The 19,222-nt window shown below is 68.5% G+C and carries 20 protein-coding genes; 10 read left to right on the top strand and 10 right to left on the bottom strand.

Features of this window, described 5'->3' with window-relative positions:
* Positions 1–25: 25 nt before the first annotated feature.
* Both gcvH and gcvT read right to left on the bottom strand, forming a co-directional pair.
* Positions 26–388, bottom strand: a complete 363-nt coding sequence (gene gcvH, locus G6R31_RS02245) for a glycine cleavage system protein GcvH (RefSeq protein WP_017870206.1) — start codon at positions 386–388, stop codon at positions 26–28.
* 103 nt (positions 389–491) lie between these two features.
* The gene (gene gcvT / locus G6R31_RS02240; RefSeq protein WP_017870207.1) at positions 492–1,568 is read right to left on the bottom strand and encodes a glycine cleavage system aminomethyltransferase GcvT; all 1,077 of its coding nucleotides are present in this window, start codon (positions 1,566–1,568) and stop codon (positions 492–494) included.
* A gap of 71 nt (positions 1,569–1,639) precedes the next feature.
* On the opposite strand from gcvT, the gene G6R31_RS02235 reads away from it, so the two are divergent.
* Positions 1,640–2,203 carry a 2'-5' RNA ligase family protein gene (locus G6R31_RS02235; RefSeq protein WP_017870208.1) on the top strand — a complete coding sequence of 188 codons (564 nt, stop codon included), beginning with the start codon at positions 1,640–1,642 and terminating at the stop codon, positions 2,201–2,203.
* Positions 2,204–2,207: 4 nt separating this feature from the next.
* On the top strand, positions 2,208–2,852 hold the full coding sequence (locus tag G6R31_RS02230) for an SDR family NAD(P)-dependent oxidoreductase (RefSeq protein ID WP_017870209.1): 645 nt from the start codon (positions 2,208–2,210) through the stop codon (positions 2,850–2,852).
* 48 nt (positions 2,853–2,900) lie between these two features.
* Here the strand turns inward: G6R31_RS02230 and G6R31_RS02225 are convergent, their stop codons facing one another.
* The 3 genes from G6R31_RS02225 to G6R31_RS02215 all read right to left on the bottom strand — a co-directional run bounded on the left by G6R31_RS02225 (position 2,901) and on the right by G6R31_RS02215 (position 5,191).
* Positions 2,901–3,770 carry a DUF4394 domain-containing protein gene (locus tag G6R31_RS02225; protein WP_017870210.1) on the bottom strand — a complete coding sequence of 290 codons (870 nt, stop codon included), beginning with the start codon at positions 3,768–3,770 and terminating at the stop codon, positions 2,901–2,903.
* Between the two features lie 133 nt (positions 3,771–3,903).
* Complete coding sequence (locus G6R31_RS02220; protein WP_017870211.1) at positions 3,904–4,452, bottom strand: 5-formyltetrahydrofolate cyclo-ligase; 549 nt, start codon at positions 4,450–4,452, stop codon at positions 3,904–3,906.
* Position 4,453: 1 nt separating this feature from the next.
* The gene (locus tag G6R31_RS02215; RefSeq protein ID WP_017870212.1) at positions 4,454–5,191 is read right to left on the bottom strand and encodes a hypothetical protein; all 738 of its coding nucleotides are present in this window, start codon (positions 5,189–5,191) and stop codon (positions 4,454–4,456) included.
* 280 nt (positions 5,192–5,471) lie between these two features.
* Between G6R31_RS02215 and G6R31_RS02210 the strand changes: the two genes are divergently transcribed.
* The 7 genes from G6R31_RS02210 (at position 5,472) to secD (ending at position 12,285) form a co-directional block, all read left to right on the top strand.
* The gene (locus G6R31_RS02210) at positions 5,472–6,569 is read left to right on the top strand and encodes a 3-deoxy-7-phosphoheptulonate synthase (RefSeq protein ID WP_017870213.1); all 1,098 of its coding nucleotides are present in this window, start codon (positions 5,472–5,474) and stop codon (positions 6,567–6,569) included.
* Positions 6,570–6,749: 180 nt separating this feature from the next.
* Complete coding sequence (locus G6R31_RS02205) at positions 6,750–7,145, top strand: MliC family protein (protein WP_017870214.1); 396 nt, start codon at positions 6,750–6,752, stop codon at positions 7,143–7,145.
* A complete protein-coding gene (locus G6R31_RS17130; RefSeq protein WP_152423579.1) occupies positions 7,049–7,483 on the top strand; it encodes a DUF2256 domain-containing protein in 435 nt (144 codons plus the stop codon). Before G6R31_RS02205 ends, G6R31_RS17130 begins: the two co-directional genes overlap by 97 nt.
* A complete protein-coding gene (gene uvsE, locus G6R31_RS02195; protein WP_017870215.1) occupies positions 7,480–8,409 on the top strand; it encodes a UV DNA damage repair endonuclease UvsE in 930 nt (309 codons plus the stop codon). The genes G6R31_RS17130 and uvsE overlap by 4 nt, the downstream gene beginning before the upstream one ends.
* 22 nt (positions 8,410–8,431) lie before the next feature.
* A complete protein-coding gene (locus tag G6R31_RS02190; protein WP_081608235.1) occupies positions 8,432–9,340 on the top strand; it encodes a hypothetical protein in 909 nt (302 codons plus the stop codon).
* 91 nt (positions 9,341–9,431) lie between these two features.
* Positions 9,432–9,794 carry a hypothetical protein gene (locus tag G6R31_RS02185; RefSeq protein WP_017870217.1) on the top strand — a complete coding sequence of 121 codons (363 nt, stop codon included), beginning with the start codon at positions 9,432–9,434 and terminating at the stop codon, positions 9,792–9,794.
* Positions 9,795–9,984: 190 nt separating this feature from the next.
* Positions 9,985–12,285: a protein translocase subunit SecD gene (gene secD, locus G6R31_RS02180; protein WP_017870218.1), complete on the top strand. Its 2,301-nt coding sequence runs from the start codon at positions 9,985–9,987 to the stop codon at positions 12,283–12,285.
* Positions 12,286–12,395: 110 nt separating this feature from the next.
* On the opposite strand, the gene G6R31_RS02175 is transcribed toward secD, so the two are convergent.
* Positions 12,396–13,241, bottom strand: coding sequence for an MBL fold metallo-hydrolase (locus G6R31_RS02175; protein ID WP_017870219.1), 846 nt, complete (start codon positions 13,239–13,241; stop codon positions 12,396–12,398).
* Between the two features lie 96 nt (positions 13,242–13,337).
* Between G6R31_RS02175 and G6R31_RS02170 the strand changes: the two genes are divergently transcribed.
* Positions 13,338–14,675 (top strand): glucose-1-phosphate adenylyltransferase family protein, encoded by a 1,338-nt coding sequence (locus tag G6R31_RS02170; protein WP_026138719.1) that lies wholly within the window; start codon positions 13,338–13,340, stop codon positions 14,673–14,675.
* A gap of 84 nt (positions 14,676–14,759) precedes the next feature.
* On the opposite strand, the gene secG is transcribed toward G6R31_RS02170, so the two are convergent.
* The 4 genes from secG to G6R31_RS02150 all read right to left on the bottom strand — a co-directional run bounded on the left by secG (position 14,760) and on the right by G6R31_RS02150 (position 19,214).
* On the bottom strand, positions 14,760–14,990 hold the full coding sequence (gene secG, locus G6R31_RS02165) for a preprotein translocase subunit SecG (protein WP_017870221.1): 231 nt from the start codon (positions 14,988–14,990) through the stop codon (positions 14,760–14,762).
* 119 nt (positions 14,991–15,109) lie between these two features.
* Positions 15,110–16,411, bottom strand: a complete 1,302-nt coding sequence (locus tag G6R31_RS02160; protein WP_017870222.1) for a glutamate-5-semialdehyde dehydrogenase — start codon at positions 16,409–16,411, stop codon at positions 15,110–15,112.
* Between the two features lie 86 nt (positions 16,412–16,497).
* The gene (proB, locus tag G6R31_RS02155; protein WP_025566869.1) at positions 16,498–17,589 is read right to left on the bottom strand and encodes a glutamate 5-kinase; all 1,092 of its coding nucleotides are present in this window, start codon (positions 17,587–17,589) and stop codon (positions 16,498–16,500) included.
* A gap of 74 nt (positions 17,590–17,663) precedes the next feature.
* Positions 17,664–19,214 (bottom strand): HAMP domain-containing protein, encoded by a 1,551-nt coding sequence (locus tag G6R31_RS02150; RefSeq protein ID WP_017870224.1) that lies wholly within the window; start codon positions 19,212–19,214, stop codon positions 17,664–17,666.
* Between the last annotated feature and the right edge of the window lie 8 nt (positions 19,215–19,222).

Below are 19,222 nucleotides of genomic sequence, written 5' to 3'. Positions count from 1 at the left end.
CACCACTCACGGCTCACGGCCCAGCTCAGTGAGCCTGCGCGTCGTAAGCCGCCGCGTCCAGCAGCTCGCCTTCTTCGGTCACTTCGATTTGGAACAGCCAGCCGCCTTCGTAGGGGGCGCTGTTGACCAGTTCGGGGCTGCCGCTCAGTTCTTCGTTGACGGCCACGATTTTGCCGCTGGCGGGAGCGTAGATGTCGGAAGCGGTCTTGACCGACTCCACGACGGCGACGGCTTCGCCTTTCTCGACTTCGCGGCCCACTTCGGGCAGTTCGACGTACACCACGTCACCGAGCTGGTCCTGGGCGTGGTCGGTGATGCCGACTTTGCCGTCCCCGGCGAGCCATTCGTGGGAGGTGGCGTATTTGCGGTCGGTGGGGGTAGTGGTCATGTCGGGTTCTCCTTGGGTTGAAAGTGCTGAAAGTGCTGATGGCAGAAGGCAGATGGCGGACGGAACTCAGGCTAGAGCAAAGCCGGGGCTTCTGCCTTCGGCCCTACGCCTTCTGCGTGTAGAAGGGGATTTCCGCGCGTTGCGCCGGGTGGTCTTTGCCGCGCACTTCCACCTCGTAGGCGTCGGCGTCGGTGCTTTCGGCGCTTACCAGGGCCATCGCAATCGGGTGGCCCAGGGTGGGGCTGGTGGTGCCGGAGGTGACGTGTCCGACGACCTGCCCGCCGACCTTGACGGGGTAGCCCTCGCGCACGGGCACCTTGTCCAGCTTCAGGCCGATGAGTTTCTGCGTGGGCGTCTGTCGCAGCCCCTCGCGCCCGAAGTGTTCCTTGTCCTTCACGACCCAGCCATAGTGGCTGCTCAGCGGGTGAATGTCGTCGCCGAACTCGTGGCCGTAGAGGGGGAATCCGGCTTCCAGGCGCAGGGTGTCGCGGGCACCCAGGCCAGCAGGCGTGATGCCGATGCCGAGCAGCCTGTCCCACATCGCCTCGGCATCTTTGGCGTCCACGAAGACCTCGAAGCCGTCCTCGCCCGTGTACCCCGTGCGGGCCAGGCGCACGTCCTGCCCGAACAGCTTGGCCGAGAAGTAGGCGTTCTTCTTCTTGGTGCCGAGGTCGGTGTCGGTGTGGGGTTGCAGCAGTTCGGCGGCTTTCGGCCCCTGCACGGCGAGCAGCGCCCACCGGTCGGACTCGTTGGCGAGCTTCACGTCGAAACCGCCCGTCAGCGCGTTCAGGTGCGCCCAGTCCTTGTCGATGTTGCCCGCGTTGACCACCATCAGGTACTCGCCTTCGGCGGCCATGTAGATGTAGATGTCGTCCACCAACCCGCCCCGGTCGTTGGGCAGCCAGTTGTACTGGGCGCGGCCCGCCCTGAGTTTGCTCACGTCGTTGGGCGTGACGTGTTGCAGGAACTTCAGGGCGTCGGGGCCGGTGATGCGGAATTCGCCCATGTGAGAGACATCGAACACGCCTGCCGAGGTCCGCACGGCTTCGTGTTCGGCTTTCAGGCCGCTGTACTGCACGGGCATGTCCCAGCCGCCGAAGGGCACCATTCTGGCCCCGGCTTTCTGGTGCGCGGCGTGCAGAGGCGTCCGCTTCAGCGGTGTGGCATTGGTTTCGGTCACAAGGAAACTTTAAGGGACGCTCACGAGGGGCGTCCGGGGGGTATGGACAGGTTGGCAGGTAGGCTGCGGGGGTGACGCCTTCTTTTCTGCTCGCGCTGCTGCCCCCACCTGAGCTGGGCGCCCGTCTCGGCAAGTTCCGCGACCGCCACGACATCCGAGACGCGGCGGCGGTGCCTCACATCACGGTCAAGGCCCGGAGTGGGTTGGACGACTCGGCGGGCGAGGTGGCGCGGGCCGTGGCCGCGAAGCAGACGCCCGTGCGGGTGCAGGTCGGCGGGCCGCGCCTCTTTGGGAACGGGTCGGCGCTGTATCTGGCGGTCCACAGTCCGGAGGCCGTCCGGCTGCATCTGGCCTTGCTGGACGCCCTTCGCCCGGCCCAGCGCTTCGGCTCCGAGGGACCGGGGATGACGCCTCACCTCTCGCTCGCCCTCGCGCGGCGGGGGGTGGACTTGAAAGCGTTGCTGCTTGCGGCTCAGGCCGAATTTGCCGACCTGGACGCGGAGGGGCTGACCTTCACTGCCCGGACCGTCACCCTGATGAAAAAACCGGGGCCGGGCGGCTTCTACGCGCCGGTGGAGGAATGGCCGCTCGGTGAGGGCGCCTACGGTGAGGAGGGGAGCACTCCCGTTTCCTGAGCGCATGACCACCCTGATCATCGGTGCGACTGGCGGCATCGGCGCCGCGACCGCGCGGGCGCTGGCGGCGCGCGGCGAGACGGTGCTGCTTTCCGGGCGCGACGAGGCGAAACTGAGCGCGCTCGCCGGCGAACTTGGTGCCTGGAGCCGCGCGGCGGACGTGGGCTTCGAGAGCCACGTCAAAGCCCTGCTGGACGCCGCTGCCGAGCAGGCGGGAACGCTGGATACCCTCGTCTACGCGGCGGGGGCGGCGCTTCCCGGTCCGCTGGCGGGGGCCGACCCCGCGCAGGTGCGGCAGGTGTGGAACGCCAACTATTTCGGGGCGCTGTGGACGCTCAAGCACGGGCTGGGGCGGCTCGGGGCCGGTGGGCGGGTCTACCTGCTCGGCGCGCGCCCCGAACTCGTCACGGCGCGCGGGTTCTCGCAGTACGCGGCGAGCAAGGCGGCGCTCGCGGCCCTGGTATCGGTCACCCGGCTGGAAGCGCGCGGCGCCGGCCTGACGCTGGTGCTGCCGCCCGCCGTGGACACCGGGCTCTGGACGCAGGTGGGCCGAGTGCCCAGGGGAGCGCTTGCCCCAGAGGAAGTCGCACGGGCCATCGTGGAGGACCGCGCCGGGGCGGGGGAAACAGAACTGCGGGTTCAGGGTTGACAGAACAGCGGCCCGGAGCTTCCCCCAGGCCGCACTCGATGTGCAGGCTCAGCGGACGCCGGGCACCAGGGCGAGGTCGCGCAGGCTCACGCCTTTCAGGGTCGAGACGAGCGTGAGGGCGTTTGCCATGCCCGCCGTCAGCGAGACGCGGTAGAGGTTGGTGTTGCCGCCGCTGCTGACGGTGGCGTAGGCACCATCTGCGCCCACGATGTCGAACCCGGTCATCCCCGCGCTCACGCTGACGCCGAGCGGGGCCACCGTCTTGAGAGTGCTGAACTGCGGCCCCACGTCGTGCAGGACGAGGGTGCCCTGCGCCGCGTCGAACGAGTAGAGGGCGGTCGTGGCTCCGGTCGGCGCCGCTCCCGCTGCGCTGTCGTTGAAGCTGTTCGTATAGGCCGAGGCCACCAGACGCGGCGTCTTGCCGGCGTTCGCGTCGCCCGGCGCGTACACAAAGGTGCCGTCCTCGGTCAAGGTGCCGGCTGGCGAGGCGGACGGCACCGGCGCCGTGTTCACCGTCAGTCGGTAGTTCTGGTTGTTCTCTCCGATCACGCGCAGGCGGTTGGCGACCGGGTTGAAGTCCACCGTGACGATTCCCCGTCCCACAGTGGAGCCGTCGGCAGTGGCTGCGCCGGTAGATGTGTTGATCGTGTAGACGCGCCCGGTGCTCGCTACCCCGTAAAGTCGCCCGTCGGTGTTGCGGTAGTCAATGCTGATGAGGGTGTCGCCCGCGCTCAGGCCAGTGACCGGCATCGTGCGGTAGCTCGCCGCCGCGTTGCCGGTGCCGAACATCGCCAGGGCGCCGCTGCTCGTCAGGCCGTAGGCGCTGACTCCGGCCGGGGCCTCGGGCGCCATCATCGTGCTGCACGAGCCGAGCAGGAGGGCAAAGGACGCGAGGGCGGTCTGGGTCCAGATTTTCATAGTGGGCCTCCAAAAAAGGAGCCAGACCGGCTGAGTGAACAGTCGACCGGGCTTCGCGGTGTCGCTGAGCCCCCACACTACAGGTCCGGGTTCCTCATCTGCCTTGGCCCAACGTTGTACCAGGGGAGGGAGATCATTTCGCCGCGCTGACACCGCGCTCGGTTGCCACCCAGCCCACCCGCACGTCGTGCGCCTCGCCGGGCAGCTCCGGCAGCAGCAGGGCGGACCACACCACGCCGACGAGCAGCCCGGCGTATCCGGGCAGCAGGCGGTCATAAAAGCCGCCGCCGTAGCCCAGGCGCGTGCCGGAGCCGTCATACGCGAGGCCCGGCAGCAGGACGGCGTCCACGCTGCCGAGCGGAAGCTGCGGCGCGGTGGCCGGGGGTTGCAGGTACCCGGCGCGGCTGACCTCGGTGGCGCTGGCGTAGGGGTGCAGGGTGAGGTGCCGCTCCGGTTTGTAGCGGGTGCGGGTGGTCAGCAACTCGAAATCGGATTGCAGGGCCGACACGTCCGGTTCGCCGGGCAGCGCGTGGTAGGCCAGCACCCGCCGCGCCCCCTGCGCGTGCAGAAAGTCACGCAGCTGGGTGGCAACGGCGGGCGAAGCGTCCGGCTGCTCACGGCGCACGGCGAAGGCCCACTCGCGCCACTCGGGTTTGGGGGCGCCGCAGGGGGGACGGGTCATCTCAGCGGCGGCGGCCCATCAGGAACCACGCGGCGGCGGCGGCCAGGAAGCCTACGCCCACATAGCTCCAGAGGTTGGGGCCGGGGGTTTGCTGCACGGTCACCGGGGGCGTGTTGGCAGGAACCGGGTTGACGTTGTTGACCACCACGTCCGGCCCGTCGAGGGCGTCGGCGACGCTGCTCACGGCGGTAAAGATCAGCGCGTATTTGAGGATGTCGTAGCCGATGCCGTGCTGGCGGTAGTAGCTCTGCGGATAGGGGTAGTAGCGTCCCGGCTGAAGCTGGTACTGGTACTGACTGCTCGGCGCGGCGCTGTAGGTGATGGCGCTGCGCGGCACCCCGGCAGGCAGCTTGACGCTTTTCCAGTTGTTCACCTGCGCGGGCTTGACCTGGGCGGCGGCGGCGCGGTTGGCGGGGTTTTGCGCGACGCTGGCGGTGGTGGGCAGGGTGCTGCGCTGCGCCGAGCTGGGCGTGCGCGTGGTGGCCGAGCCGGTAGTAGGAGGGCGGGTGTAGGTGCTGCCCGAGGAGGAGTTGGCCGGGGCCGAGTTGACAGGCGGCGAGTAACGCGGCGTGGACGGCGTGCGGTAGGTGGGCGCGCTGGGGGTGCGGTAGGACGGAGCGCGGTAGCTGCCGCCCGAGCTGCGGCTGCCGCCGAAGCCCCCACCGCTGCGGCGGGCGGCGTCGGTCGTGCCGCTGCCGAGGGCCAGGCCGGTCAGAAGAAGGACGAGCGCGCGTTTCATCACTCCACAGTACGCGGCGCGGCGGGCAGAAGTTGCGCTTCCCGCACCTGAATCAAGGGGGGATGAACACGGCTGGGATGAAGACATGAACACGACCTAGACGCCTGCGGCCCCTGCCCGCCCGCCGGGTCTACACTCCCGGGCATGTCGGCCCAGCGCGTCCCCTTTTTTTATTGGTTCGGTTCCCACCGGGCCTAGCCTCGCGCTGTTCTTTTTCCCGCCCGGTGACGCCCCCAAAAGGCCCACCGGGTTTTTCTTATCTCTCCAAAGGACGTGTCCCATGACCCAGCCCCCAGCCCCTTCCACCACCGAGAACCTCAACGTGACCGGCTTCACGCCGCTGCCCACCCCGCGTGAACTCAAGACCGACGTGCCGCTGACCCCCGCCGCCGAACGCACCGTGCTGGCCGGGCGCCAGGCGGCGCAGGCCATCCTGAGCGGCGAGGACGACCGCCTGCTGGTCGTGGTCGGCCCGTGCAGCATTCACGACCACGCGCAGGCGCTCGAGTACGCCCGGCGGCTGGCGGCGCTGCGTGAGCGGGTGAAAGACCGTCTGGAAGTGCAGATGCGCGTGTACGTGGACAAGCCGCGCACGACGGTGGGCTGGCGCGGTTACCTGCTCGACCCCGACATGGACGGCAGCAACGACATGGGCAAGGGCGTGCGCCGCACCCGTGAACTGATGGTGGCGGTGAGCGAACTCGGCCTGCCGGTGGCGACGGAACTGCTCGACCCTTTTGCGCCGCAGTACCTGTTCGACGCGGTGGCCTGGGCCTGCCTGGGCGCACGCACCACCGAGTCGCAGACCCACCGGGTCATGGCGAGCGCCGTGAGCGCCCCGATGGGGTTCAAGAACGGCACGGGCGGCGGCATCAAGCTGGCGGTGGACGCGATCATGGCGGCCCGACACCCGCACGCCTTTTTCACCATCGACGACGACGGGCGGGCGGTGATTGTCCACACCAGGGGCAACCAGCACGGGCACGTCATCCTGCGCGGCGGGCGCAAAGGCCCCAACTACGCGCCGGGCTTCGTGGCCGAGGCCGCCGACCTGATGAGCGGGGCCAAGCTGCGCCCGGCGGTGATGGTGGACTGCTCGCACGCCAACTCGGGCAGCGACTGCACCCGGCAGGGCGTGGTGTGGCGAGACGTGCTGGGACAGCGCCTCGCGGGTCAGTCGGCCATTCGCGGGCTGATGCTGGAAAGCAACCTGATGGCAGGCAAGCAGAGCATTCCGGCCGACCTCTCGCAGCTGCGCCCCGGCGTGAGCGTGACCGACGCCTGCGTGGGCTGGGAAGAAACCGAGGCGCTGCTGCTCGAAGCCCACGCGCGACTCAGCGAACAGAAGGCCTTGCAGGAGACGTTGGTGGCCCGTTAGGAAGAAGTTATACGGATTCCGATTGAATCCAGCAGATTTCTGGATTCAATCCGACTGAAAGGAGTAGGAAAAGATACGGATTTCGCTAAATTCCTGCACAGTCGGAACTACACCGCCTGTGCATCCATATCGCGAAATCCGTATCAGCCGCCTATCATCTGCCAGGGCTAGCCTCGGGGTATGCGTTTCAAGACCCTCTATACCCTTCCCGCCGCGCTTCTCAGCACTGCCCTGGCCGGAGGTGCCGGACAGCCGCAGGCCGCGCCGCTCAAGCTCTCTCAGGACACCCACGTCTACGCCTGCCAGAACGGGCAGACGGTGCAGGTGGCCTACGTCCGGGCCGACACTGCCGGGCAGGGCGGTCCCTCTTTCGCGGTGCTGAAGTACCGGGGCCAGAGCTACGGCCTGGCCGAAGCCGTTTCGGGCAGCGGCGCCCGCTACGTCGGCCACGCCGGGCTGAACACCGCCAGCGGCCTGGAATGGTGGGAACACCAGGGCGAAGCGACCCTCAGCACCTTCAGGGGAAACGACGCCCGCACCACCAGCACGCTGCTGACGTGCAAGGTCGCTCGCTGACAGGTTCGCTGGCCGCGCGAAGTGCAAACCAGAGCCATATCGCCCCCTCTCCTTCGGTCCCGTCTCCCACCCGGAGGCGGGGCTTTTTGCTGGCACAACATCCCAGCGTAAGCCCTCGCACATCCCCCTGGCCCCCAGCGCGGCAAACTGCGCGGGTGGCAAGACGCGAGAACACCTCCCCCGCAAAGCGCCCCGGCGGTGGGCGCCTTTCCAGCCAGCGGCCCAGCAAAATCTGCGTGCGCTGCGGTCTGCCTTTCACGTGGCGCAAAAAGTGGGAGCGCGACTGGGAACAGGTGCGGTTCTGCTCGGAGCGTTGCCGCCGGGGAGGAGCGGCGTGAGCGCGGTGTGCGGCACCGTGCCTCAACTCGGACTGGTGTGCCTGACGGTGGGGCCGGAGGTGCGCTTTCGCACGGTCACCCTCAGCCGGTACCGTGTCCTCTCCCCCGCCGAGCGCGAGGCCAAGCTGCTCGACATTTATTCCAGCAACATCCGGACACTGCGCGGGGCGGCTGCCTTTTGCGCGGCGCGGGGGATTCGGCTCTACCGCCTGAGTTCCAGCCTCTTTCCCATGCTCGACCTTGCGGGCGACGACACCGGAAACGGCGTGCTGGCGCACCTCGCGCCGCAACTGCTGGAAGCGGGGCAGGCGTTTGTGGATGCGGGCATTCGCGTGCTGATGCACCCGGAGCAGTTCATCGTCCTGAACTCCGAGCGGCCCGAGGTGCGCGAGTCCAGCGTGCGGGCCATGAGCGCCCACGCCCGCGTGATGGACGGGCTGGGACTGGAGCGCTCAGCCTGGAACCTGCTGCTGCTGCACGGCGGCAAGGGCGGGCGCGGGGCCGAACTCGCCGCGCTGATTCCCGACCTGCCGGAGGGCGTGCGGCTGCGGCTGGGTCTGGAAAACGACGAGCGGGCCTACAGTCCGGCGCAGCTGCTGCCCATCTGCGAGGCCACCGGCACGCCGCTGGTCTTCGACGCCCACCACCATGTCGTCCACGACAACTTGCCCGACCAGGAGCATCCCAGCGTGCGCGAGTGGGTGCTGCGATCGCGGGCGACGTGGCAGCCCCCCGAATGGCAGATTGTCCACCTCAGCAACGGCATAGACGGCCCGCAGGACCGCCGCCACTCGCACCTCATTGCCGACTTTCCCAGCGCCTACGCCGACGTGCCCTGGATAGAAGTGGAGGCCAAAGGCAAGGAAGAAGCGATTGCGGCGCTGCGGCTGCATCCGGTCTTCTCGGGACAGTCGGTTCACATTTGACAGCCAGACGTTAGAATGGGCCATGAGACACTTTTGGGTGGCGGCGTTGCTGGCGGGCCTGGGAACGGCGGGCGCGGCGGGACTTCTGGGCACTTCGCAGTCGGTGAGCACCAGCGCGTTCTGTCAGCAGTACAAATGCACGCTGCTGGGCAACGGTGGGCGCGAGTGGCTGTACGACCTGAAGGTGCCGGGCAGCCAGCTTCTGCTGGTGCAGCGCGAATCGAGCGAACCGGGCAGCCGCGTGACCGAAGTCAGCCTGCTGTCGGACAACGACGAGGTGAACGCCGAACTCGACCGCAAGACCTTCGGCGACGTGCAGAAAATGGCCCTGGGCTTCGTGTCCAACACCGGGCGACTGGAAAGCTGCTACGCCCTCGACGGCGCCACCTACCGCGTCATGGCCGACGCCCCCAACGAGCGCACCCGGCGCATTTACTGCGACTGGGACGAAGCCTATACCCGTTTCGTGATCGAGGCCGACCGCAACTTTCTGGCCCGCACCGCGCCTGCGAGTGTGCCGACCACCGGCCCGACCAAGCTCAACAACTGGTATTTCAGCGGCTGCTACGTGGCTGGAAGTGCCAGCGAAGACCTCCCCACCGGCAAGCCCGCCCGCTGCCTGCTCGTCGTCACCACGAAGGGCGCGGCGTCGCAGGTGGTCCGCGCCGAGTTCCAGTACGAAATCGAGTATGTCCAGAACGGCCAGTACGTCAAGAAAATCCTGCCCGAAAAGGAGTACTGGTGGCCGGGCCGGGTGCAAAAAGCCCTCGACCCCCGCGTGACGCAGCAGGGCCGCACCGTCAAGGCCGACCTCAGCCTCGCCATCCGGAACGTGCCGGGCCGCCGGGTCATCAGCCTGAACACCATCGCCAAACTGACCTTCGCCAACGGCGCGGTCAAGACGGCCTATGAGCCGCTGACGGTGCGCTGAGGCCCAACGACTCTGGGGAGCGGTCTCTCTCACCTTCCACACCCGCACCCCTCCCGAAGCGTCAGCCGGCGTCTGATAAGCTGACCCACTTGTGAAGCCCCCTCGCCGCGCCCCGCTCCTGCCCGCCTTGCGCTGGCCCGCAGCGGGGCGCGTGGCATTGGCGTGGCCTGGGCTGGCGGCACTCCTGTCGCTGCTGGCGGTGTGGCTGGGTGCGCCTACGCCCGCGCCCGAAGTTCCGCCCCGGCTGACCGCAGGAAGCCTCACCCCACCCCTGCCCGAACTGCGCCCCGCGCCGCAGCCTGCGCCCAGTGTGCCGCTGCCCGCCGCGCCGCCGCCCGAACCGCTGTGGCTGGCGCGGGCGCGTCCGCTGACGCTGTGGCGAGCGGCCCAGTGGCAAGCTCCCTGCTGGCGTCCCCAACTGGCGATGCTGGGCCGCTGGCAGCTTGAAGGCTGAGGGCTTAGAGCATTTGACGTAAAAAACTGGTCTGGACGCCCCCTCACCCCTCGCTGCGCGAGGCCCTCTCTGCAAGCAGCTTTGCAAGTCCCACGAGGGGAGAGGGTCAAGAACGCAAGTCTCATTCTGTCAAATGCTTTAGACCCTTAGACGCTTACACCTTTAGACCCTCAAACCCAACGGAGCCTTCATGACCTACGGCAACAAACAACCCCGCAAGATGAACGGTGCGAGTCGCCGTCCCCCACCGCCGCGCAACAACAGCGCCAACAAACCGAACCCCTGGACGGCGCTGCTGCTGCTGCTGACCCTGCTCGGCAGCCTGCTCTACATCTGGCGGCCCTGGGAGCACCGCAACAACCTCTGGTCGCTCTGGAACGACCAGTACCAGTTCATGACGCTGGGCCTGGACCTCAAGGGCGGCCTGCGCATCGAACTGGCCCCAGAGTCGGGCACCGCCACCCGCGACGAACTCGACCGGGTCAAGACCGTCATCGAAAACCGCATCAACGCGCTGGGGGTCGCTGAACCCACCGTGACCGTCTCGGGCGGCAAGCGCGTGGTGGTCGAGATTCCGGGGGCCACGCCCGCCGTGCAGGACCGCGCGCGCAACATCATTCAGCAGACCGCCCGCCTCGAATTCCGCATCGTCAACACGGATGCCCAGCCCGACCCGGCGCTGCGTGAGAAAAATCCGCGCAGTGGCGGCTACACCCTCGCGCAGCTTGGGCCTGTGGTGGCGACCGGGGAAACCATCGAGGACGCCACCTCGGGCACCGACCCGCAGTCCGGGCAGTGGGTCGTCAACTTCAAGACCACCGACGCCGGGGCCAAGACCTTCGGGGACTTTACCGGCAAGAACGTGAACAGATTGATGGCGGTGGTGCTCGACGACCAGATTCAGTCGGTCGCCACCATCAACCAGCGCCTGTTCCGCGACATCCAGATCAGCGGCAACTTCACGGCTGACGAGGCCAGCCAGCTCGCGCTGGTGCTCAAGTCCGGCGCCCTGCCCATCAAGGTCGTCACCGCCGCCGAGCGTTCCATCGGGCCGTCGCTGGGCGCCGACGCCATTCGCAGCGGCGCGATTGCCGCGCTGGTCGGTGTCGGCCTCGTGTTCGTGATGCTCTTCGCGTACTACGGCCTGTGGTTCGGACTGGTGGGCGCCCTGGGCCTGCTGTTTTCCGCCGTCATCATCCTGGGCATCCTGGGCGGCTTCGGCGCGACGCTGACCCTGCCGGGCATCGCGGGTCTGGTGCTGACCATCGGCGCCGCCGTGGACGGCAACGTCATTTCGTTCGAGCGCATCAAGGAAGAACTCGCCCGGGGCAAAGGCATCAGGAACGCCATCGGCGCCGGGTACGAGCACTCCACCGCCGCCATTCTGGACGTGAACGCCGCGCACCTGCTCTCGGCGCTGGCGCTCTACAACTACTCCACCGGGGCCGTCAAAGGCTTCGCCGTCACCCTGATTATCGGTGTCATCGCGTCCACCTTTTCCAACCTGGTCTTCGCCAAGTGGTTCATGGAATGGCTGGCGCAGCGCAAACCCAACATGACGGCGCCGCAGTGGATTAAGCAGACGAACTTCGACTTCATGAAGCCCGCCAAGATCATCACCACGCTGTCGGTGCTGCTCGCTCTGGCCGGCGCGGGCCTGCTGGCGACCAAAGGTCTGAACTACGGCGTGGACTTCGTTCCCGGCACCACCCTGACCACGCGGGTGGCCGGAAACGTGAGCACCGAGCAGGTGCGCAACGCCGTCATCGGCGCGGGCGTGGGCAAGGTCACGGGCCAGAGCGCCACCATTCAGCGCGACAACACCCCCGGTCAGCAGGGCGCGACCTATACGGTCAAGGTGCCCGAACTGACCGCCGCCGAGGTCAAGCAGCTCAACGCCGCCATCACCAAGCTGCCGCAGGGACAGGTGCTCGCCAGCGAGACGGTGGGGCCTGCCGTGGGCAAGGAACTCACCCAAAAGACCGTCTACGCCGCGCTGCTGGGCCTGGGCCTGATTCTGGTGTATGTCGGCTTCCGCTTCGACTTCATCATGGGTCTGGGCAGCATCCTCGCCGCCATTCACGACGTGGCCATCGCGATGGGCCTGTTCGCGCTGCTGGGCCTGGAATTCACGGTGGCGACGGTGGCCGCGCTGCTGACCCTGATCGGGTACTCGCTCAACGACTCCATCATCGTCTCGGACCGCATCCGCGAGAACCTGAGAACCATGCGGGGCCGCAGCTACCGCGACATCGTCAACACGGCCATCAACCAGACGCTCTCGCGCACCATCATGACCTCGGTCAGCACCATGCTGCCGCTGGTCAGCCTGCTGATTTTCGGCGGCCCGGTGCTGCGCGACTTCAGCCTGATTCTGCTCGTCGGCATCCTGGTCGGCACCTACTCCTCCATCTACATCGTCGCGCCGCTGGTGGTGTACTTCGAGGAGTGGCGGGACCGGAACAGGGCGAGCAAGCCGGTGGCAAGCTGACAGCGCAGATGGCAGAAGGCCGATGGCTGATGGCCGATGGCTAAAAAATGAAAAGCGCCCCCCGCCTACGCACTCGGCGGGGGGTGCTTTTTGCTATCTGCCATGAGCCATCAGCCTTCTGCCTCCTTCAGCTCGAAGCCCCGCTTCGTCTCGTGCAACTTTGCGAAGGCCACTTCCGGGTCGTGGGGCGTGCAGATGATGGCGCCCTGCTCGAACCACTGCGGCAGGTATTTTTTGCGCTGCTCCAGGCAGGTGACGGGGTAGAGGTCGTAGCCCATCACGTAGGGGTAGGGGGCGTGGGCGGTGGTGGGCACAAGGTCGGCGGTGTAGACCAGGGTTTGCCCGCCCGAGCGCAGCACCACGCCCTGTTGCCCGAGGTTGTGGCCCGGCAGCGGCAGCACGCTCAGGCCCGGCAGCAACTCGGTTTCGCCGTCCACGAAATCGAACAGCCCGGCCTCGTGGATGGGCAGGAAGGTGTCGGGGATATAGCTGGCCCGGCTGCGTTCGTGGGTGTGGGTGGCATCACTCCACTCCTGCTTCTGCACCACGTAGCGGGCGTTCGGGAAAGTCGGCTCGCCGGTCAGCCCAGTGTTGCGCCCGCAGTGGTCGAAGTGCAGGTGGGTGTTGATGACGATATCCACGTCGTCCGGCTCCACCCCCGCGTCGCGCAGGCCCCGGAACACGGTTTCGTCGCGTTCCAGTGCGTACATCTGCTCGAACTTCTCGCCGCCCCGGTCCCACATGCCGGTGTCTATGAGCACATTCTTTCCGCCGAGCTTGATGAGCAGGGGGTTGATTCTGAGCCGGATGCGGTTTTCCTCGTCCGGGGGCGCCACCTTTTCCCACAGCACCCGGGGAATGGTGCCGAACATCGCGCCGCCGTCGAGCCGGAAGGTGCCGTCGGTGAGCGAAAACACCTCGGCCTCGCCAATCTGCCGCCGTTTGAGCCAGGTCATGGCGTCACTTTACCCTGGCACGGGGACACGTCCCAACAAACGTTCGTTTTGTGTAGGCCCAGCTTGTGTAGGCACAGCTTGTGTAGGCACAGCCGCTTGAACCCTAATACTCTGCCCGCAGCGGCTCATCTGCCCGGCAAGACACCCCCGCAGACTGGCCGGGTGATTACCCGCATTGCTGGAAAGACCATTCTCGCCATCGTGCTGGCCGGGGGGCGTGGCAGCCGCCTCTCCCCGCTGACCGACGAGCGGGCCAAACCTGCGGTGCCGTTTCTGGGCACCTATCGCCTGATCGACTTTACCCTTTCCAACCTCGTCCACAGCGGCATCTCCGACGTGTGGGTCATCGAGCAGTACATGCCGCACGGCCTGAACGACCACCTCTCGGGCGGGCGGCCCTGGGACCTGGACCGCACGCGCGGTGGGCTGGTGGTGATGCCGCCCTTTTCCAACGCCGAGAACGAGGAAGGCGAGTTTGCACAGGGCAACGCGCACGCGCTGGCGCAGCACGCGCACCTGATCCGGGAATTCAACCCCGACCTGATCGTGGTGCTGAGTGCCGACCACGTCTACCGGCTGGACTACTCGGAGGTCATCCGGCAGCATATCGAGCACGGCGCGAGCGTCACGATGGTCACCACCGACCTGGACGATGAAAAGCAGGCCACCCGCTTCGGCAATGTCCGTGCAAAGGGCGGCGCAAAGGGTGGACAGGTCACCGAGTTCGCCTACAAGCCCGACGAGCCGCTGGGCAAGACCGTGACCGCCGAGGTGTTCGTGTACGACGCGGACATCATGCTTTCCACCCTGGGGAACCTGCAAAAGCAGGGCGCACTGGGCGACTACGGCGAGCAGTTGCTGCCCGCTCTGGTGGCTCGGGGCGACGCCTACGCCTACCCCATGTCAGGCTACTGGATGGACGTGGGCACCCTGGACGCCTACCTGCAAACCCACCGCGACTTTCTGGACGGCAAAGGCTTTGACCTGGACGACCCGAAGTGGCCGTTTATCACTTCCAGCATCAGCCGCCCGCCGACCCGCATCGAAAAGTCTGCCCGACTGGACGCGGCCTTCGTGTGCGGCGGCGCGGTGATTGCCGGGGAAGTCGTACGCAGCCTGATCGCTCCGAACGCGGTGGTCGAGGCAGGCGCCGTGGTCCGCGACTCGGTGATTCAGCCGGGCGCCGTGGTTCGCGCCGGGGCGCAGGTCAGCCGCGCCGTGGTGGACCAGGGGGCCGAGGTCGGGCCGGGGGCCAGGGTCGGCGGGCAGACGGCCAACAGCCGCCCCAGCGTCATCGGCGCTTACGCCCACCTGGAAGAAGGCGCACAGGTCGGCCCCGGACAGGTGGTCGCCCCGCGCACCCGCGTCCGGGCAGGCGAGGAAAGCCGCAAGGTTCAGCCCCTGGACGTGGACGACAGGGCAGGCAGGAAATAGGGAAACGGCAGAGGGAGGGGCACCGCGCCGAGCGAACCCAGCCGGTGCCCCTCCCCCTGTCCTGCTCAGCGCGAGATGCCCTGCTCAGCGCGAGATAAAGACGATCAGGAAAGCGAGCAGCATAAACAGCCCACCGAGGACGGCGGTGGTGCGGACCAGACCGCCTTCAACGCCGCGCCCGCCGAGCAGCGAGCCGCCCGAAGCCATGCTGGCCGAGAGGCCCGCCTGCTTGGGGACTTGCAGCAGCACGAAAAACACCAGGCCGACGCAGATGGCGGCGAACAGAATCAGAAACAGGGTCAGGATGGGGGTCATAGGGGAAACCTCGGGGAACAAGGGAATCAGGGACAGGAAATCAGGAACAGGCGCCGCGAGCGGCGTAACGGCTCAGTGTACCGGGCCGGGGGTGAGGCGGGATGAGGGGGGCATGCCCCTTAGCCCCGAATCTGCCCGTCCCCCTGCACCACCCATTTGGTGGTCGTCAGTTCGCGCAGGCCCATCGGTCCCCGGGCGTGCAACTTCTGGGTGCTGATGGCGACCTCGGCCCCCAGGCCCAGTTGCCCGCCGTCGTTGAAGCGGGGGCTGGCGTTGACCATCACGGCGGCGCTGTCCACGTCCTGCACGAAGCGCCGGGCCTGCGCCTCGTCACGGGTCAGAATCACGTCGGTGTGCCCGCCGTGCTCGGCGATGAAGTCCAGCGCCTCGTCCAGCCCCGAGACGGTGCGGATGCTGGCGGTCAGCGCCAGAAACTCGGTGCCGTAGTCGCCCGGCTGCGCGGGGCTGGCCGTCAATCCGGCGCGGCTGAGTGCTTCCAGCGCCTCGGCGTCGGCCCGCAGCTCCGTGCCGCTCTCCAGCAGCGCACGCAGCACGCCGGGCAACGCAGGCAGCGCGGCGCGGTCTATGAGCAGGGTGTCGAGCGCGTTGCAGGCACTCGGCTTCTGGGTCTTGGCGTTGCGAATCAGGTCGGCGGCGGTCTGCACGTCCTGCGGCGTGCGGGTAAACGAGCTGTCCAGGTAAAGGTGAACGACCCCGATGCCGCCCACGATGACCGGCACCGTCGCGTTTTCCACGCAAAAACGGTGCAGCCCCGCGCCCCCACGCGGAATGATGGCGTCCACGCAGTCGTCGAGCCGCAGCAGTTCGAGCATCCGGGCGCGGTCCGGGTCGCGGATGACCTGCACGGCGGCCCCGGGCAGGCCCTCCCCTTCCAGCGCGGCGCGGATGGCCTCTTCGAGGGCGGCGTTGGAATGCACCGTCTCCTTGCCTCCGCGCAGAATGGCCGCGTTGCCCGACATCAGCGCCAGCGCCGCCACGTCCACGGTCACGTTGGGGCGGCTTTCGTAGATGACGCCCAGCACGCCCAGCGGCACCCGGCGCTGCGAGACGCGAATGCCGCTGGGAAGGGTCTTTTCCCCGGTCTGCTCGCCCACCGGGTCGGGAAGCGCGGCCACCGCTTCCACGTCGCGGGCGATGGCGGCGAGGGCAGAGGCGTCCAGCCGCAGCCGGTCCACCATGTGCGCGGGCAGCCCAGCGGCTTCGGCGGCCTGCACGTCCCGCACGTTGGCGGCGAGAATCCCGGCCTCGCGCGAGCGCAACTCGTCGGCGAGCGCCCGGAGCGCCTGCACCTTGCGCTCGGTGGGCAGGGACCGCAGCACGCGGGCGGCGCGGCGGGCACGCTGGCCCAGTTCCTGAACACTCGGGGCCTGAACGGTGGGGAGAGAATCGGCCTGCGTCATCTGCCGAGTCTACGGGGTGCGTCCGGGCGGGAAAGCACGCAAATGCCGGACGCGCCCCAGGGCAACAGGTCCCAGGGCAGCGGGAGCTAGAGCAGCACCAGATCGTCGCGGTGAACGGCCTCGTCGCCGTAGGTGTACCCGAGCAACCCCTCGATCTCGCGCGAGTGGTGCCCGCCGAGGCGCCGCAGGTCGTCGGCCCGGTAACGGGTCAGGCCGCGCCCGAGTTCCTGGCCGTCCGGGGCCAGCAGGCGCACGGTGTGGCCGCGCTCGAAGTCGCCTTCCACCTGCCGGATGCCCGCCGGAAGCAGGCTGCTGCCGCGCTCGCGTACCGCCTGCGCCGCGCCGTCGTCGAGCAGCAGGCGCCCCTGGGCGATCTCGGCCAGAATCCAGCGCTTGCGGGCTTCCAGACGGGTGCCCGACGCCAGAAAGCGGGTGCCGAGGGCCTCGCCGTCCACCACCCGGCGCAGGGCTTCAGGCGCGTCGCCGGGGGCGATGACCACAGGCGTTCCGGCGCGTGTAGCGATTTCGGCGGCCTGAATCTTGGTGTGCATGCCGCCCGTGCCCCGGTGGCTGCCCGCGCCGCCCGCCAGCGCCCAGACCTCGGGGGTCACGCGCTCCACCACCGGAATCAGGGTGGCGCCGGGGTCCATGCGCGGGTCGGCGGTATACAGCCCCGGCGCGTCGGTCAGGATCAGCAGCAGGTCGGCCCCGACCAGATTGGCGACGAAGGCCGAGAGGGTGTCGTTGTCGCCCACCTTGATCTGGTCCACCGCCACGGTGTCGTTCTCGTTGATGACCGGCAGCACGCCCCGGCCCAGACAGCCTTCCAGCGTGGTCCGGGCGTTGAGGTAGCGCGTGCGCTCGCGGAAATCGTCGGCGGTGAGCAGGAGCTGCGCCGCCCGCAGCCCATAGAGGTCGGCCAGCGACGCGTAGAGGTGCATCAGTTGCACCTGTCCCACCGCCGCCAGCAGCTGCTTTTCGGCCAGGGTGCGCTCACGCGGCGGAAAGCCCAGCGCCTCCCAGCCCGCCGTGACCGCGCCGCTGGTCACCAGCACGACCTCGTGCCCTCGCGCGTGCACGGCGGCGATGTCGCGCATCAGGTCCACCAGCCGGGGCCGGTGCAGGCGGTCGGTGCCTGCGGTCAGAACACTGGTGCCGAGCTTAAGGACAACACGCATGCCAGGCATGCTAAGCCGCAAAGGGAGAGAGGAGAGGGCAGAAGGTTAGCCCTCTGCCCTCTCCTCTCTCCCTTTTACGTGCGCTTGCGGCGGCGCAGGCGGTCCATCGCCGCTTCGAGACTCAGGCGCATCCGCTCCAGGGCCTGGGCGAGATCACCGATTTCGTCGTTGCGCTCCATGCGGACCGGGCGGGTCAGGTCACCGAGCGAGATGGCGTCGGCCACCTCGACCAGCCGTTCGAGCGGCCCCACGATCTGCCGGGCGGCGCGGGCGGCGAAGGCGAGGGCGAGCAGCAGGCCCAGCAGGGTGGTCAGCACGACCAGCCCCAGGGTGCTGCGCAGGCTGGCGGCGGCCTGCGCACTGGCGACCCCCACCGTGACCCGGCGCACCACCGGGGCCGAGTTTTCCTGGCCCGCAGGCACCGCCCGCAGGACGCCCCCGCTGCCCCGCACGATGCTGACACGGCTCACGGCGTAGTCCTGGTTGCCGACCCGCAGGCGCCCCGCCGGGCGAGCACTGCCGCTCCAGGCGGCCAGCCGGGTATTGAGCGCGGCGAGGTCGGAGGTGGCCGCCGAACGCAGCGTGGCGTTGCCGCTGGGCACCTCCAGGCGCACGAAGCCCACGTTGGGGTCGCGCGCGGCCGCGCCCAGTTGCGCGGCCTGGGCCGCCGCACCGCCCGGCAGGGTGGTTCCGATCACCGAGGCGAGGGTCTGGGCGCTGCTCTGCATCAGCCGCTGCTCCAGCCGGGGCAGGGTCAGCAGCAGCAGCCCCAGGGTCAGCAGCCCCGAGAGCACCAGCGGCGCCAGGGTGCCGAGGCGAATCTGCTGGGTCAGGCTGTGACGGGGCTGGGCGTTGACCACCGCTTCGTCGCCCACCTCGGTCAGGAACTCGGTGGACTGACGCGGCGCGGCGCCCGCCGGACGCGACACCTGCAACGTGTCCGACTCGGGCATGGACAGCGAACCGGTGAAATCGGCCCAGTCGTCGTTCCCCGTTTGATTACCCGCACCGTCACCTCCCACTGCGGGCGCCTCCCGGTCCGGACGCCCCCGCGCCGGAGCGGGCGATCTGGCCCAGTCGGGCAGGACATCGGGGTCGGCGTCGTTCACGTCCAGCGGAGGAACCTGCGGTGCGGCCCCCGTGCCAGCGCCAGCGACACCCGTCAAGCCACCCGCAGTCGAGCCGGTTGGAGTCAGGCCTCCGGCCACCGCCCCGACCACCGTGCTGGAGGACGCAGGCGCCGAGAAAAGGTCGGCAAAGAGGTCGCTGCTCGGCGTAAAGGGATCGCTGGCCCCCGCCGACGCGAAGGGGTCCGGCGCCCCGGCGGAGGACTGGCCGGCGGAAACCGGGTCAGCGGGGGCTGCGGGAACTGGCACTGGGGCCGCTGCTCCCGGCCCGTCGGCGCGGACCTCTTCAAGCGACACCTGGGCGCCCACCGACTCGAACACCTGCACCAGCAGCTCGGCGCGGGCCTGCGAGGTGGGCTTCATCAGGCGGCCCGAGCGCCGGGCGGCGAGGCGCTGGGCCTGTTCGGCACTCAGGCCGAAGCGGCTGACCAGCTGCTCTTCCAGCTGCGGGCGAATCTCCTCGGGAACGGGTTGGCGAATCAGAACCGTGTACTTCATGTGGCTTT

Origin of the sequence: Deinococcus wulumuqiensis R12 (genome assembly GCF_011067105.1) — a bacterium.
GTDB lineage: Bacteria > Deinococcota > Deinococci > Deinococcales > Deinococcaceae > Deinococcus > Deinococcus wulumuqiensis.
This window is presented reverse-complemented; position numbering and strand designations above follow the sequence as displayed.